13 protein-coding genes and 1 riboswitch are annotated in these 14,884 nt (G+C 56.4%); of the genes, 5 read left to right on the plus strand and 8 right to left on the minus strand.

Features of this window, described 5'->3' with window-relative positions:
- Positions 1 to 18 precede the first annotated feature (18 nt).
- A complete protein-coding gene (locus CMO10_RS04250; protein ID WP_297019021.1) occupies positions 19 to 1,017 on the minus strand; it encodes a tRNA dihydrouridine synthase in 999 nt (332 codons plus the stop codon).
- A gap of 205 nt (positions 1,018 to 1,222) precedes the next feature.
- On the opposite strand from CMO10_RS04250, the gene CMO10_RS04255 reads away from it, so the two are divergent.
- Together CMO10_RS04255 and CMO10_RS04260 are read left to right on the plus strand one after the other, a co-directional pair.
- Entirely contained in the window at positions 1,223 to 1,372 is a 150-nt protein-coding gene (locus tag CMO10_RS04255; protein ID WP_161794633.1) for a hypothetical protein, read from the plus strand.
- Between the two features lie 143 nt (positions 1,373 to 1,515).
- Positions 1,516 to 1,668, plus strand: a complete 153-nt coding sequence (locus tag CMO10_RS04260) for a hypothetical protein (RefSeq protein WP_297019022.1) — start codon at positions 1,516 to 1,518, stop codon at positions 1,666 to 1,668.
- A 60-nt stretch (positions 1,669 to 1,728) separates the two neighbouring features.
- Here the strand turns inward: CMO10_RS04260 and meaB are convergent, their stop codons facing one another.
- From meaB to CMO10_RS04275, 3 genes are all read right to left on the minus strand, one after another.
- Entirely contained in the window at positions 1,729 to 2,784 is a 1,056-nt protein-coding gene (meaB, locus tag CMO10_RS04265) for a methylmalonyl Co-A mutase-associated GTPase MeaB (RefSeq protein WP_297019023.1), read from the minus strand.
- Between the two features lie 68 nt (positions 2,785 to 2,852).
- A complete protein-coding gene (gene scpA / locus CMO10_RS04270; RefSeq protein WP_297019024.1) occupies positions 2,853 to 5,006 on the minus strand; it encodes a methylmalonyl-CoA mutase in 2,154 nt (717 codons plus the stop codon).
- 2 nt (positions 5,007 to 5,008) lie between these two features.
- Entirely contained in the window at positions 5,009 to 7,057 is a 2,049-nt protein-coding gene (locus CMO10_RS04275; RefSeq protein WP_297019025.1) for a methylmalonyl-CoA mutase family protein, read from the minus strand.
- A gap of 123 nt (positions 7,058 to 7,180) precedes the next feature.
- Positions 7,181 to 7,359, minus strand: a riboswitch (cobalamin riboswitch).
- 285 nt (positions 7,360 to 7,644) lie between these two features.
- Between CMO10_RS04275 and CMO10_RS04280 the strand changes: the two genes are divergently transcribed.
- The 3 genes from CMO10_RS04280 (at position 7,645) to CMO10_RS04290 (ending at position 9,595) form a co-directional block, all read left to right on the plus strand.
- The gene (locus tag CMO10_RS04280) at positions 7,645 to 8,067 is read left to right on the plus strand and encodes a response regulator (RefSeq protein WP_044829281.1); all 423 of its coding nucleotides are present in this window, start codon (positions 7,645 to 7,647) and stop codon (positions 8,065 to 8,067) included.
- 171 nt (positions 8,068 to 8,238) lie between these two features.
- On the plus strand, positions 8,239 to 9,249 hold the full coding sequence (locus tag CMO10_RS04285) for an asparaginase (RefSeq protein ID WP_297019026.1): 1,011 nt from the start codon (positions 8,239 to 8,241) through the stop codon (positions 9,247 to 9,249).
- A 25-nt stretch (positions 9,250 to 9,274) separates the two neighbouring features.
- A complete protein-coding gene (locus CMO10_RS04290; protein ID WP_297019027.1) occupies positions 9,275 to 9,595 on the plus strand; it encodes a YnfA family protein in 321 nt (106 codons plus the stop codon).
- Positions 9,596 to 9,600: 5 nt separating this feature from the next.
- Here CMO10_RS04290 and CMO10_RS04295 read toward each other — a convergent pair whose 3' ends face one another.
- The 4 genes from CMO10_RS04295 to CMO10_RS04310 all read right to left on the minus strand — a co-directional run bounded on the left by CMO10_RS04295 (position 9,601) and on the right by CMO10_RS04310 (position 14,807).
- Positions 9,601 to 11,016 carry a two-component system sensor histidine kinase NtrB gene (locus CMO10_RS04295; RefSeq protein WP_297019028.1) on the minus strand — a complete coding sequence of 472 codons (1,416 nt, stop codon included), beginning with the start codon at positions 11,014 to 11,016 and terminating at the stop codon, positions 9,601 to 9,603.
- On the minus strand, positions 11,016 to 12,218 hold the full coding sequence (locus CMO10_RS04300; protein WP_297019029.1) for an HD domain-containing phosphohydrolase: 1,203 nt from the start codon (positions 12,216 to 12,218) through the stop codon (positions 11,016 to 11,018). Before CMO10_RS04300 ends, CMO10_RS04295 begins: the two co-directional genes overlap by 1 nt.
- Before the next feature lie 12 nt (positions 12,219 to 12,230).
- Positions 12,231 to 13,454, minus strand: a complete 1,224-nt coding sequence (locus CMO10_RS04305; protein WP_297019030.1) for a response regulator — start codon at positions 13,452 to 13,454, stop codon at positions 12,231 to 12,233.
- A 129-nt stretch (positions 13,455 to 13,583) separates the two neighbouring features.
- The gene (locus tag CMO10_RS04310) at positions 13,584 to 14,807 is read right to left on the minus strand and encodes a response regulator (RefSeq protein WP_297019031.1); all 1,224 of its coding nucleotides are present in this window, start codon (positions 14,805 to 14,807) and stop codon (positions 13,584 to 13,586) included.
- Positions 14,808 to 14,884: the final 77 nt, after the last annotated feature.

Raw genomic sequence — 14,884 nt, forward strand, 5'->3', positions numbered from 1 at the left:
ATTGGCTCGATAGATTGGCTATTCCGCAGCAATCAGGTCATTTGTCCGTTGATTTTCCGGTAATGACATATCAAAGCGCAGCTTGGCGCGCAGTTCGTCAATCGCGCGGATGCGTTTGATCTCGTCAAAGCAGGTTTCGCCCTGCGGATGGCTTTTGCGGATCAGGGCCATCCATTGTTTGATGCGCCCGGCCTGATGGTTTTCCGATGCACCGTCTGACGCCATCAAATCGCAATAGGCCAGCAGCATCGCCAATACATCAGACCAGCTTTCGCGTGGCACCCGCGTACCATTTTCAAATGCCTTGATGCGGCTTGCAAGATCGGGTGCGGCAATCGCACCACGGCCCAGCATGAAGCTGTCGCAGCCGGAAATGTCGCGGCATTTCTCGTAATCCGCCACATCCCAGATTTCGCCATTGCCGGTCATGCCGATCGAAATGGCTTCGCGGATGCGCGCAAGGTATTCCCAATGGGCTGGCGGTTTATAGCCTTCCATCTTGGTGCGCGCATGCACGGTCAGATGCTGTGCCCCGCCGGCCTCGACCGCACGCGCGATATCAAGGAACATCTCCTTGTCGGAATATCCAAGCCGAACCTTGGCGCTGACCGGGATGTGGTCCGGGACCGCTCGGCGCACGGCCGAGACGATTTCATAAAGATTTTCCGGGCATTTCAAAAGCGACGCACCGGCTTCGCGCTTGTTCACGGTCTTGGACGGGCAGCCGAAATTGATATCAATGCCCGGTGCACCAAGCTCGACCGCAACAACGGCGTTTTCGCCCATCAGTTCCGGGTCATGACCCATCAACTGTACCAGAACCGGCACCCCCGAAAGCGTCTTGCCGCCATTGAGAAGTTCCGGGCAATAGCGATGAAACACGTGGGCTGGAAACAGGTTCTGCGACACCCGGATAAACTCGGTCACGCACAGGTCGAACCCGCCGGTCGCACTCAGCAATTGCCGAACGCGCCAGTCAACAAGTCCCTCCATTGGTGCCAGCACCAGGTGCGTCATCGCGGTTTAACCCAGTCTCAGAAAATCAGTTGGCGGCTTTTACCATAATTGGCCCAAACCTGCCGGTGAAAAATCACAGACCAGCCTTGCCGTCCTGCGCGTACGCTTTGCGAAATGCGGCAGAAATAGCGCATTGCTGACACGGTTTCAGCGAATTTAAGCGCTAGCTTTGAACCATCAAAAACAACAATGAAAGGGCAACTTCATGCTCTATATCTTTGAAAGCGCGCTTGACGAAGTCGAAGCTGTATCACGCGAAACCCGCGAAAAACTATCCGGCCTTGATCAGATCCTGCAATCCACATCCGAGAGCCTTCAGGTTCTAAAAGAACGTCTCGAACAGACCGCAAGCTGACAGTTTCGGATTATTCTTGATCCATGTCTTGGAATTTAAACATCGGTTGGTCCATGCTAGGTGCTATGTTAACCAGCGTGAACGTTCGTGGTGCGCAAGCACCAATGTAACGTCGCCGATATCGAAATAAGGAGGATCGTGGGATGCTGTATATCGTAGAAAAAGCCCTGGATGAACTCGAAGCCGTGCCGAGCGAAAAGCGCGAAGGCCTCAAGCATCTTGATCAGGAAATCAATGATGCGGTGGCAAAGCTTAAAATCCTGAAGGAAAAGCTCAAGGCTGAAGAAAGCAAGTAAGCTGCTGACCATCCAGCTCGTTAAAGGCCGTATCGCTTTGCGTGCGGCCTTTTGTTTTGCCTATTTGGCAGCGGTCTTGATGAGACCCAGCAATTCCTCGACCGCGGCGGTCGGGTTGGTGGTGCCGGATAACACGTCATCCTCAAGCGCCTGAAGCCGGCTTGCCACGTCATCACGCGCGGTAAAGGTTTCAAGCAACCGGTCGCGCAGCATCGTCCACATCCAGTCATGTTGCTGACGCGCACGCTTGGCGGCGAATTCGCCTTCCTTTTCCATCACCGTGCGGTGCTGGTTGATCAGATCCCAGATGTTGTCAAGCCCGTCATTGATGAGGGCCGAAACCATCACCGATTGCGGCCGCCAATGCTTGCTGGTTGGCTGCATGATCCGAAGGGCAGACGAATATTCACGTTTGGCTTCGCGCGCCTTGGCCGGATCGGCATCGGCCTTGTTCACCGCGATCAGATCGGCAATTTCAAGAACGCCCTTCTTTATGCCCTGAAGCTCATCGCCCGCACCGGGCAACATCAGAACAAGGAAGAAGTCGGTCATCTGCGCGACCATGGTTTCGCTTTGCCCGGCCCCCACGGTTTCAACCAGAACCACATCAAAACCGGCCGCCTCACAAAGCAGGATCGTCTCACGCGTCATGCGATTGACCCCACCCAGATAGCCACTGCTGGGGGATGGGCGGATATAGGCATTGGGATCAATCGAAAGCTCGTTCATCCGGGTCTTGTCGCCCAGGATGGAGCCACCTGATCGCGCACTGGTCGGATCAACCGCCAGCACGGCAACCTTTTTACCAGCCTTGGTCAGGTTCTTGCCAAATGCCTCGATAAAAGTCGATTTGCCGACACCGGGCACACCGGTAATGCCAATGCGCTGCGACCCGCCCGTGTCGGGCATCAATTGCGCCAGCACGGCTTGCGCCTGCTCGAAATGTTTGGGATTGCGGCTTTCGACCAGCGTGATGGCCCGCGACAAAATGGTGCGATCACCTGCAAGAACACCTTTGACGATTTCATCGGTCGAAAGCACACGTCTGCGCACGGCCTTGCGCGGGCTGACCGTGCGGCCCGAGCCTGCAGGTATGGTACGCAGCGTTTCTTTCACCAGGCGTTCCTTAGAATTTGGCGCGTCTTCTGCCAGCAAAGCGGGGTATCGTGGCAGGGAAGGGGCGGTTAAGCCGCTTCCTCACCAGACTGATTAAGCTTTTCTAGCAGGTCGCCCGCAGCTTCGGCAATGACCGTTCCGGGCGGGAAGATCGCCTCGGCCCCGGCTTCGAACAGTTTGTCGAAGTCCTGCGGCGGGATCACGCCCCCGGCAACAATCATGATGTCTTCACGGCCAAGCTTGTCCAGTTCCGCCCGCAATTGCGGCACAAGCGTCAGGTGACCAGCCGCAAGCGAACTTGCCCCAACGATATGAACATCGTTTTCAACCGCCTGCTTTGCGGCTTCTTCCGGGGTCTGGAACAGCGGGCCGATATCAACATCAAAGCCCAAGTCGGCAAAGGCGGTGGCAATCACCTTCTGACCACGGTCATGACCATCCTGACCCATCTTGGCGATCAGGATACGCGGACGGCGGCCTTCATTGGCCTCGAACGTTGTGATCAGGCGATCAACCTTGGCCAGCGCTTCGTTATCGGCCCCGACTTCGGTTTTATAAACGCCCGAGATGGAGCGGATCACCGCCTGATGACGGCCATAGACCTTTTCAAGCGCATCGGAAATCTCGCCCACCGTGCATTTTGCACGGGCAGCTTCGACAGCAAGCTCAAGCAGGTTGCCATTGCCGCCATCGGCCGCATTGGTCAGCGCCGTCAGCGCACTTTCAACAGCAGCGTTATCACGTTCTGCGCGCAAGCGTTCAAGTTTCGCGATCTGCTGGCGACGGACTTCGGCGTTATCGACCTGAAGAACATCGACCGGGCGATCATCGGTCACACGGTATTTGTTTACGCCCACAAGGCTCTGGCGGCCGCTATCGATGCGGGCCTGCGTGCGTGCCGCGGCTTCTTCAATGCGCATTTTCGGAATGCCGGCCTCAATCGCCTTGGCCATGCCACCCTGTTCTTCGACTTCCGCGATATGCGCCCATGCCTTTTCGGCCAGATCGCGCGTCAGGCGTTCGACATAATATGAACCGCCCCACGGATCGATGACATTGGTGGTGCCGCTTTCCTGTTGCAGGAACAACTGGGTGTTACGGGCAATCCGGGCCGAGAAATCGGTCGGTAGCGCCAATGCTTCATCCAGTGCATTGGTATGCAGCGACTGGGTGTGGCCCTGTGTGGATGCCATCGCCTCAACACAGGTACGGATGACGTTGTTAAACACGTCCTGTGCGGTCAGCGACCAGCCCGAGGTCTGGCTGTGGGTGCGCAGCGACAGCGATTTCGGGTTTTGCGGATCGAACTGCTTGATCAGCTTGGCCCAGATCATGCGTGCGGCACGCATCTTGGCGATTTCCATGAAGAAGTTCATCCCAATCGCCCAGAAGAACGACAGACGCGGTGCGAATTTATCAATCGGAAGACCCGCCGCCTGACCGGCACGGGCATATTCAATGCCATCAGCCAGTGTATAGGCCAGCTCAAGATCGGCCGTCGCACCGGCTTCCTGCATGTGATAGCCGGAAATCGAGATCGAGTTGAATTTCGGCATGTTTTGCGAGGTAAAGGCAAAGATGTCCGAAATGATGCGCATCGATGGTTTCGGCGGATAGATATAGGTGTTGCGCACCATGAATTCTTTCAGAATGTCATTCTGAATGGTGCCCGAAAGCTGTTCATGCTTCACGCCCTGTTCTTCGGCGGCTGCGATATAAAGCGCCATGACGGGCAGAACCGCACCATTCATGGTCATGGAAACCGACATCTGATCAAGCGGGATGCCATCAAAAAGGGTGCGCATGTCATAGATGCTGTCAATCGCCACACCGGCCATGCCAACGTCGCCCGCAACGCGCGGATGATCACTGTCATAGCCACGGTGGGTGGCCAGATCGAAGGCAATCGAAAGGCCCTTTTGCCCGGCGGCAAGGTTACGGCGATAAAACGCGTTGGATTCTTCTGCGGTCGAGAAACCGGCATATTGGCGGATCGTCCATGGACGCTGCACATACATGGTCGGATAAGGACCGCGCAAGAACGGCGGCATGCCCGGCATGGTGTTTAAATGGTCAATCCCGTCCAGATCCCTGGGCCCATAGGATGATTTGACATCAATCCCTTCTGGCGTGGTCCAGGGCGTGCTTTCAAACGGGTCCTTGGCACCGGCGGATGCGCCATCAAACAGCGGAAGGTCGGAGAAATCAGGAATGCGGGTCATGGTTATTTCTCCCCCTGTTTGCCAAGAAGATGATCAAGTGCGGCACCGCAAATGCCAAGAACGTCGGCCCCGACAAAGACAAATTCATCAATGCCGGCGGCCTCGTAAGCGGACCTCGCATCGCCGGGATTGCCGGCAAGATAAACGAGGCTGGCCCCTTTGGATTTAAGTGCCTTGGCAACGTCGGCTGCCATGTCTGCGTATTGCGGGTCGGACCCGCAAATCACGGCGATTTTGGCGCCACTTTCGGCAAAGGCGGATGCGAGCGCATCGGCCGTTTCAAAGCCGTTATTGGTGATGGCTTCAATGCCGCCTGCTTCAAAGAAGTTGCGTGCAAAGGTCGCGCGTGCGGTGTGCTGGGCGACCTTGCCAAGATTGGCGAGGAAGACCTGCGGGAAGGCACCGGTCTTTGCCTTGTGGCTATCGGAGCGCTTGCGAAGCGCCTCATAACTTTCCGAAAGACGATGGGCAGGCAGTGCGCCGATACGGGTCGCAGCACTGGTACCATAAAGATCGGTAAACATATGCCCGATGGTGGCGCCTTCGCGGGCGGCCTCGATCATGGCCGAAAGGCTTTTGCCGACCGTGCCGTCAAACTTGGTCTGGCGCGCCTTGGCATCGGCAATGATCGCATCAAGGTCGGGGGCTTCGCACGCGACCTTGGCTTCCGCGATATTGGGGAATTCCGAAACACCGGTCAGCGGATCACGACGGGTGGCAAGGCGTTTTTCACGTGCGTTCCAGACGGTCTCGATCTCGGTCTTCAGGCTGCCATCGGCAAGCGCACTCAGGATCCCGCCAGATGATTCAAGTGCCTGGAACTTCGACCATGCGGTCTTTGCCAGTTCCTTGGTCAGGTTTTCGATGAACCACGAACCCCCTGCCGGGTCGATCACCCGGTGCACATTGCTTTCTTCCTGCAAGATCAGTTGGGTGTTGCGCGCAATGCGGCGTGCAAAGCCATCGGGCAGGCCGACCAGATGATCATAGGGCAGGCAGGTCACACTATCCGCACCGCCCAGACCGGCGGCAAAGCTTGTGACTGTGGTGCGGAGCATATTGACCCACGGATCAACCTTGGTCATCGCCATTTCGGCCGAAACCGCATTGATCGTGATCGTCGCATCTTGTGCACCCGATGCCGAAAGAACGCGGCTCCACATCATGCGAAGCGCACGCAGCTTGGCGATCCCGGCAAAGAAGTCGGTGCCGATGGCAACGTTAAACACCATCGCACCTGCGGCCTGATCAACGGCCATCCCGGCATCGGTCAGGGCCCGCAAATAGGTCACCCCGCTTGCCAGCAGGCAGGCCAGTTCCTGACCATCGGTGGCACCGGCATTATAATAAGGTGCACCATTCACCGAAATCGCAGTTGCTAGCGGGAACAGATCAATCAGCTCAACCGCGACACTTGCCGCATGATCAACCGCTTCCTTGGCGCCACAGGGCAGGGTGCCGGTCGCGGCCAGGGTTCCGATCGGATCGATGTTAAAGGTCGGTGCTGCTTCATCTGCACCATCGGTATTGGCAATATGTGCGGCCAGAAGGGCTGCGGCCGGGACGCCAGCCGCCCCGCCATCAAGCCCGACGGTGGCAAGGTCGGTGTAAACATCATCAAGGGCAGCATCGAGATCGGCCAGACAATGAATGGCAATGCCGTCCACGCCCACTTCTGCAGAACTGATTTCGCGCCCGGCGCGGGCAGCGGCATCAAGTTTCAGCGTGATCGAAGTGGCGCCGTTTTCAAGATCCTCAAGGATCGCGGCATTGGTCGCCTTGGGATCGGGATGGGTATGAAGCTGGCGGATGTCCCACCCGGTAACGGTTTCGCGCGGCTCGACCGTGGCATTAAGAACTTCATGGATCAGCCGGGTCGCGTCATCCTGATCATCGGCGGTATAGATCGGCTGGACGGAAAAACCATCAAGCGTATTGGTGACAAGCTTCTTCTCGAACGGGGCGCCTTTAAGGGCCTCCTCGGCAAGCTTGCGCCAACTTGCGTAATCAGCAGATGGAAATTCGGATGCGAGCTTTAGCGGGTCGGACATGGTTTCTCCCGGCTTGGTTTGTTCCGGCCATTATGCGACTCCATATGGGGTCTCTGCCCGGAACGTTGCCAAATTCTATTCTACTACGGATTCCCAGTACCCGGTACACCCCGCCCGGCCCATTCATGCCAAGAAAACACCATCGGTATTCTGACTCGTGCAAACGCCTGCAAATAAGGCCTTTGCGCTTACAGTTGCGGGGGCAGTTCCGGGCTTGGCCACCCGTAAAAGGGCAGGGCCGCACCAGATTCCCGACCATGTTTTCCGGTCACATTCGCGACATGGCGGTTTATAGCACCTGCTCCTAATTCCGTAAATAGGCATGGAAATACCTATTTAGGCGGATATGCCACCCGGCAAATCAGGTTTCCGTAACGTTATGTCGCCGGAAACATTGGGTTTTACCGGGTCTGGTGAGATTGGCGTGCCACGTGGCGAGGTTCATAACGGCCTTATACTTTCGCGGAACAGGTGCAAGATCGGGATGAAGGCAGAACATTGCGTGGCAAAAATTTGGCGGGTTTAACCAATTTGACATTTTCATCTGCCAGTTTGGACTTGTCCCAATTCTCGGAGTATCGCCATCCATGAACGCGCTCAGCGCCATGCCGTCGCAATTCTGTCCTGATGGACTTGTTGCGTTCGCCGACGACAGTCCCAGCGCCAAGGCAGCCCTTGAAACAGTGCTGCGCCGCGCCGGATATGACGTGGCCGGTTTTGATTGTGCCGATGATCTGATCGATCAGCTTGACGGCATGTGTCCGAATGCCATCATTCTGGATATCGAAATGCCGGGCATGAGCGGCTTTGAAGCCTTCTGCGAAATCCGCCGCCGCTATCCCAATAGCGAAAATGTGCCGGTCTTCTTCTTCTCGGCCCATTATGACGCCGATACCCGGGCACAGGCCGATGCGCTGGGGGCTGCTGATTTCATCAGCAAGGATGCCAGCCCGAAGGTTGTACTCGAACAGCTCAACCGCGTTCTGGGCAATTCCATGAGCGCCTGTTAAGCGCGTATATCATCATATTAAGGCGACAAACGCTCTGCATCTGGCAGGGCGTTTTTTTATATCTGCAAAGGCTGGTCTTGCTTGCCTTCATTCCCATATTTCGGGCATAGCATGATCGGGGTTCATACCCCGGTCCACCGCCAAATCCATCAAGTCCCGGAGCTCCCCGCAATGCCCCAGTCTATTGCTGCCAACCCGATCCTTGTCGAAGCCACCCGTGGTGCGATGGTCGAAAGTTTTCACCGTGGTCGTTACGTGGTGATGAAATCGGATGGCACGGTAATTGATGAAGGCGGCGATATTGACGCGCTGATGTATCCACGTTCTGCCATCAAGCCGCTTCTGGCGATCCCGCTGATTGAAAGTGGTGCGGCCGATGCCTTTGGTCTTGAGGATAAACACATTGCATTGGCCTGCTCCTCGCATAATGGCGAGGAAGAACATGCCAATACGGTTGCTGCATGGCTTGACCATGTCGGGCTGTCGGTTGATACGCTTGAATGCGCACCGCATTATTCACTTAGCCTGAATGCCGCGATCAAGCAGGCCGCTGATCATGTCAAACTGACCAAGGCGCATAATAATTGCTCGGGCAAGCATGCCGGGTTCCTGTCGACCGCGCAGCATCTTGGCGAAGATCCCGCAGGCTATATTGAAGAACAGCACCCGGTGCAGCAGCGCCTGATCAAGGTGCTTGAGGAAATGGGTGATTGCGATCTGTCTTCCAGCCCGCGCGGTATTGATGGCTGCGGCATTCCGGTGATCGGTATGCGCCTTCGTGATCTGGGTCTTGCTATGGCCCGCATGGCCGATCCTGCGGGTCTTTCCGAAACGCGCGCAAATGCCATCAAACGCATTCGCAAGGGCTGCGCAAAAGCACCGTTCATGGTGGCGGGGACCGGGCGGTTCTGCAGTGCGATCATGGAAGAATGCGGCGAGGACGCGCTGGTCAAGGTCGGGGCAGAGGGCGTTTATTGCGCGGCCTTCCCGAAACAGGGACTTGGTGTGGCGCTCAAGATTGACGATGGCACCCAGCGCGGGGCAGAGGTTGCGATGGGCGCGATCTTGCGCAAACATGGCGTGATTGATGATGCCCGTGCCGAGGTGCTTAAAAAACATCTCACCCCGGTTCTGACCAACTGGGCGGGCAAATATGCGGGTGACTTGCGCCCGGCCTTCTGATTGCTCATCACCAAACGGGGAACGAATGCAAAGCATTGCGGCCTATATCGTTGCGGCCATTGCCGAAATTGCCGGATGTTTTGCCTTCTGGGCCTGGCTGCGGTCCGGCAAATCGATCCTTTGGGTCGTGCCCGGTGTCCTCTCGCTCATTGTCTTTGCCTGGCTTCTGACCCGGGTTGAAGCCGACTTTGCCGGGCGGGCCTATGCCGCCTATGGCGGGGTTTATATCACCGCCTCGATCTTCTGGATGTGGGTGGTCGAACGCAGCATGCCCGATCGCTGGGATGTGACCGGTTTGCTGGTTTGCCTTTTGGGGGCGGGCATTATCCTGTTTGCCCCGCGATAACGTCTTCAGGCTTTCGCTGCTTTTTCCTCGGGCTTTTTGCCGGTCCTGTCTTCGGCGGGCAGAAGGACATGGAATGTCGTTCCCTTGCCGATTTCGGTTTCAAACCAGATGCGCCCGCCATGCCGCACAGTGACGATGTCATGGGTGATCGAAAGCCCTTGTCCCGTGCCCTTGCCGACTTCCTTGGTGGTGAAGAACGGGTTGAAGACCTTTGACCGATCTTCCTTGGCAATGCCGGTGCCGTTATCGGAAATCGAAATCAAGATGCTGTCATCAAGCGATGTCGTCTTGACCGTGATATGGCCTTCATCGGGTTTGCGCCCGGCGGCCTGAATGGCCTGCGCGGCATTGACGATCAGGTTGAGGAAGACCTGATTGACCTCGTTGATATGGCACGGGATATGCGGGATTTCCGGATCGAACTTTTCAGTGATGTCGGCATTGTGCTTCCATTCATTGCGCGAAATCACGATCACGTTCGAAAGAACCCGGTTGATATCGGTGGTGGTTTTCTCGGCCCCGCCGGGGTGGGAGAATTCCTTCATCGACAGCACGATCCGGGCGACCTGATTGATCCCGTCAAGCGACTGCTGCGTCGCGTGCGGGATTTCCTCAAGCAGGAATTCCAGATCGGAACTACGCATTTGGCGGGCGAAATCCTCAAACGTGTTGGGCGGCAGATGCGCACGGTTCTTCCAAAGCGTTTGAAGTGCTGACCCCAGCATCCGTGACAGCGATCCATAGCTGTCATTAAGGAATTTCAGGTTATCGCGGATATATTGGCTGGGCGTGTTGATTTCATGCGCAATGCCGCCAGCCAGATGACCAATCGCTTCAAGCTTGAGTGCCTCGCGCAGGTCTTCCTCAAGCTTCTTCTGTGCTTCTTCGGCGGTTTTGCGGCGGGTGATATCGCGGAAGATGTAAAGATAGCTCATCTCGGAGCTGAAATTGGCCGGGCTGACGATGATTTCCATCGGGAAGCTGTCACCATCAAGGCGCTGGGCCATGGTTTCGGTATAATCATATTTCAGAACGCCACTGCTGATATTGATGCAGCGGTTCAGAAGTTTGTGGCGCACGGTGGCCTTGCGATCAATGAACATGACATCGACCGATGTCCCCAGAAGCTCATCGCCGGTCGCGCGCAGGATTTCCGCCGCCGATTTGTTGAAATCCTGAATCATCCCCGTGGCATCAATAATCAGGATACCCTCGACAACGCTATCAAGAATGGTCTTGAGCCGTTGTGTAGTTTCCTGTTTGCGGCGTTTTTGCTCGGTCAGAAGCGCCATGAAACGTGCGCGGACATCCTCAGGTGCGTCAATTTCCTGTGCCGCCTCAAGCAGATCCGAGCCCAATGAGAGATCGGAGGTGCCGCTCAGGATCTTGGTGTCGTGCAAGTTTTCAATCTTGTCAGACATCAGGCTGCTCCGCCTGCGGAAACCGGGTCATCGCCGCCGCGCCGGACGCGAATGGGCTCGTGGAACTGATGCAGTTCCTGAAACACGCGCAGCCGCTGCAGCTGAATTTCGGAAACATAATTGCCGTGTGTCAGCAGGATATGCCCCTGACGGGTTTCAATATCGGTCAGCAGGAAATCACCCATGCGCAGGTTCTTGAGCAGGATGTCATGTTCGGTCCCTTGCGGATAGGCGACCTTGTCATAAGACGGGTCTTCTGTCGCAAGGATGGCCTCGATCTGATCCAGCAAGTCCGGGTCATAGCGTTCAGGTTTATGGCGCAGCTCGTCAAAGTGCTGTTTGACGACAAGATCACTATCCACAATCTTGCCAAGGTCATTGAAGATCCGAAGCACACGCGCACCCAGCGGAATGTTCGTGCCTACCGGGCCCTCGGCCGGGAAGCCTGATCCATCAAAATTGCGGTTCTGCAAATAGACGATGCCTGCAACCTGTTCGAGGCGCGGGATATTGGAAATAAGACCGCGCGCGACTTCCGGCGTGCGCCGAACCACATCGCGCTCAAGCGGCTGAAGCGGCTTTTCATCCCCAAGGCGCGCAAGGATTTCCGGCGGCAGGGAAACATAACCAATCGGGGCGAGCAGTGCGGCCAGCCCCAATTCCCACGGATGGGGATATTGGATTGCCTTTGCAATCTTATCGCACCAGGTCTTGGCACGCATCGCCTTGCCAAAAATCGTCGGGTTGAGTTGGGCAAGGACCTCGGTCAGGACCTTTACACTGCCGGCCAAGGTCTGCTCGATCAGGGCCTTTTCGGCCGTGATCAGTTGGTACTGACGCAATCCCGCATTTACCCCGGCAATCAGGTCTTCATCTTCGCAGGGCTTGTTGAAAAAGCGAAAGATATGGCCGCGATTGATCGCCTCGACCGCGGTGTGCTGATCAGCATTACCGGTCAGCATCATGTTCACCGTATCGGGGCTCAGTTTGGCGACCTCGGCAAGCAGTTGCACACCATCCATTTCGGGCATGCGCATGTCGGCAACGCAGACGGCATATTTCCGGCCAGCCTTGATTTTATCAAGTGCCTGAAGCGGGCCGACGGCCGTGTCGACTTCGAATTTGCCGCGCAATTTGCGCTTGAGCCCCATCAGCAAATTTTCATCGTCATCAACAAAGAGTACAGGGGGATTCTGTGTCATCATCTGTCTCCCTCACTTGTCCATTTCGCGGTATTTCTGTTCGACAACGCGCGCGGTTTCGCGCCAGACCGGCAACCGGTCGGCCTTGCCCAGACGTTCAAGATATTCAAGATCAATCCGGCTTTCCGGTGCCTTGCCAGTCCTGCCTTCAATCGCGACTTCGCGCGCCAGATGCTGCGCAACATAAATCGTGCTCAGCGCATTCATTTCGCTGTGCGGGGTATCTTGCGGGCGATGGTGATAGGCAACCGTTTGCACCATCGCACTCGGAAAGCCCCAAAGCCCCAGAAGGTAGGCGCCGATTTCCGGATGAGCCGCGCCAAATTGATCACGCTCGGCGACATAGATCGGGATGTTTTCCGCCTCGACCCGTTTGACGACCTCGGCCATTTCATTGGCGCGATAGGCATAAAGGATCAGGCTGCCGGTGTGGCTAAGCATGCCGACCGCGGCCATCACGTTGATCACTTCCTTGGGCAGTTTTTCCTGTTCGGCAATCAGGGTCGCCACCACGCCAAGCTGCTGGCTGCGCTGGCAAAGCTGCATCATGCGCGCGACAGCGGGTTTGGGGCCATCAAAGCTTCTAAACAGGCCGATAAACAGCGCCAGCGCCTTAAGCGTATCAATCCCGATCATGCGGATCGCCTGCGAGATCGAGGTGATTTTCATGCTGACCGCAAAATAGGCCGAATTGGTCAGCTTCAGGATCTCGGCGGTCAAGGCAATGTCGGATGCAACAATCGCAGTCAGCTGATCATTGCTGACCAGCGGGTTTTCAAGTGCCTTCACAAGATTGGTATAGGTGGTCGGCGGTGATGCCAGTGCATCGATCCCGCCAACAAGTGCACGCAGTTCCGGATTGGTCAGAAGGTTACGCAGATCAAGGGCGTTCTCGATGGTTTCAATCAGCATCTGATCATCGCATGGTTTGGCCAGATACTGGTGTGCCGGGCCAACCGTGCGCAAAATGGCTTCTTCCTCGGCAAAGCCCGACAGGATGATACGCGCGGTATGCGGGTGTCTTTCCTGCATGATCGTCAAAAGCGCAGCGCCATCGGTTCCGGGCATGCGCATGTCCGAAACCACCACATCGGGTTCGATCTCGTCCGCCTTGGCAAGCGCGCTTTCCGCGTCATGGGCGAACAGCAGCTCCCACCCCGCGCGGACAGACCGGAACCGGCGGCGCAAGCCATCCAGAATATTTTTGTCATCATCGACAAAAAGGATGACGCTCATTTTCACCTCATGCGTGTGCTCCATGTTTCATACATGGGGCCTGCAAGAGGTCTTTGATAGTCCGCATATGTGGAGGGTTGTGGTCTTTGGACCGCTTTTTTTATCCGTCACCCTGACGGCTAAGCGGCCCTAGCTGTTGGTCAGTTCGCGATACTTTTCCGAAACCACGGCGGCGATATTGGCCCACTCGTCAAGATGGCCGTCCTTGCCGATCTGGGTCAGGTAATCGTGGTCGATTGTGCTTTCAACTGCGTGGCCGGCATCGCGGTCGGCGATTTCCCGGGTCAGATGTTGCGCAACATAGATCGCGGTCAGTGCCGTCATTTCCCGGTGCGGCAAATCCATTGGCCGATGGTGATAGGCAACCGCCTGAATGACCGGGGCAGGGAACCCCCAAAGCCCAAGCAGATAGGCACCGATTTCGGCATGCCCGGCACCAAATTGTTCGGCCTCGGCCTGATCGATTGAAATGCCTTCCTTTTCGACCCGTTCAACAACTGCCTGCATTTCATCGGGCCGGTTGGTGTAAAGGATCAATGTCCCGATGTGGCTCAACATCCCGATCGATGGCACCGCATGGCAAATCTCACGCGGCAGGTGTTCATATTCGGCAATCAGCGCGGCTGTGACGCCAATCTGCTGCGATCGATGACACAGGCGCTTAAGGTTGGCCGCCTGACTGGGCGGGCCGTTAAACCCGCGATACAGCCCGACAAAAAGCGCAAGCGCCTTAAGCGTTTCCATGCCCAGCATCCGCACCGCATGTGCCACCGATGACACATTCTGTGTGACCGCAAAATAGGATGAATTGGTCAGTTTCAGAACTTCGGTGGTTAGCGCGATGTCGGATTCAACGATCTTGCTGATGGTCTCAAGCGAGTAGTTCGGATCGGAAAACGCGGTTTCAAGCCGCATATAGGTATCAGGCGGCGATGCCAGGCTTTTGGAACCCGCAACAAGGGTGCGAAGTTCGGGGCTGCGCAACAACTGACGCAGGCCAAGCGCGTTCTCGATGCTTTCGATCAGCGTTTCATTGTCGCACGGCTTGCTTAGAAACTGATGCGCCGGGCCGATGGTACGCAGATAGGATGCGTTGTCGGCATGACCGGTCAGAATGATGCGCACCGCATCCGGATGGGTTTTCTGCAAGGTTTCCAGCAAGGTCACCCCATCCATGCCCGGCATCTGGATGTCCGAAACGATAACGTCAAAATCCCGACTTTCGGCAAGTTCGATGGCCTCTGGTCCGCTATTGGCGAAATACAAATTCCAGTCGGGACGCGCACTGCGCAAGCGCCGGCGCAAGCCGCTCAGGATGTTGGTATCGTCATCGACAAACAGAATGTGGTGCATCGGACCTTGTTCTTCTTGGGGTAATTTGCAGATGGCAGAACGGCGGAGCGACTCGATCCTTAAGGATAACAGATTTT

It is taken from the genome of Thalassospira sp. (genome assembly GCF_002709775.1).
In the GTDB taxonomy this organism is placed as follows: Bacteria; Pseudomonadota; Alphaproteobacteria; order Rhodospirillales; family Thalassospiraceae; genus Thalassospira.

Coding starts and splice junctions, on each gene's coding strand:
- CMO10_RS04305 (WP_297019030.1), bottom strand. CDS start 13,454: ATGAGCGTCATCCTTTTTGTCGATGATGACAAAAATATTCTGGATGGC.
- CMO10_RS04280 (WP_044829281.1), top strand. CDS start 7,645: ATGAACGCGCTCAGCGCCATGCCGTCGCAATTCTGTCCTGATGGACTT.
- CMO10_RS04255 (WP_161794633.1), top strand. CDS start 1,223: ATGCTCTATATCTTTGAAAGCGCGCTTGACGAAGTCGAAGCTGTATCA.
- scpA (WP_297019024.1), bottom strand. CDS start 5,006: ATGACCCGCATTCCTGATTTCTCCGACCTTCCGCTGTTTGATGGCGCA.
- CMO10_RS04290 (WP_297019027.1), top strand. CDS start 9,275: ATGCAAAGCATTGCGGCCTATATCGTTGCGGCCATTGCCGAAATTGCC.
- CMO10_RS04275 (WP_297019025.1), bottom strand. CDS start 7,057: ATGTCCGACCCGCTAAAGCTCGCATCCGAATTTCCATCTGCTGATTAC.
- CMO10_RS04250 (WP_297019021.1), bottom strand. CDS start 1,017: ATGACGCACCTGGTGCTGGCACCAATGGAGGGACTTGTTGACTGGCGC.
- CMO10_RS04300 (WP_297019029.1), bottom strand. CDS start 12,218: ATGACACAGAATCCCCCTGTACTCTTTGTTGATGACGATGAAAATTTG.
- CMO10_RS04285 (WP_297019026.1), top strand. CDS start 8,239: ATGCCCCAGTCTATTGCTGCCAACCCGATCCTTGTCGAAGCCACCCGT.
- CMO10_RS04260 (WP_297019022.1), top strand. CDS start 1,516: ATGCTGTATATCGTAGAAAAAGCCCTGGATGAACTCGAAGCCGTGCCG.
- CMO10_RS04310 (WP_297019031.1), bottom strand. CDS start 14,807: ATGCACCACATTCTGTTTGTCGATGACGATACCAACATCCTGAGCGGC.
- CMO10_RS04295 (WP_297019028.1), bottom strand. CDS start 11,016: ATGTCTGACAAGATTGAAAACTTGCACGACACCAAGATCCTGAGCGGC.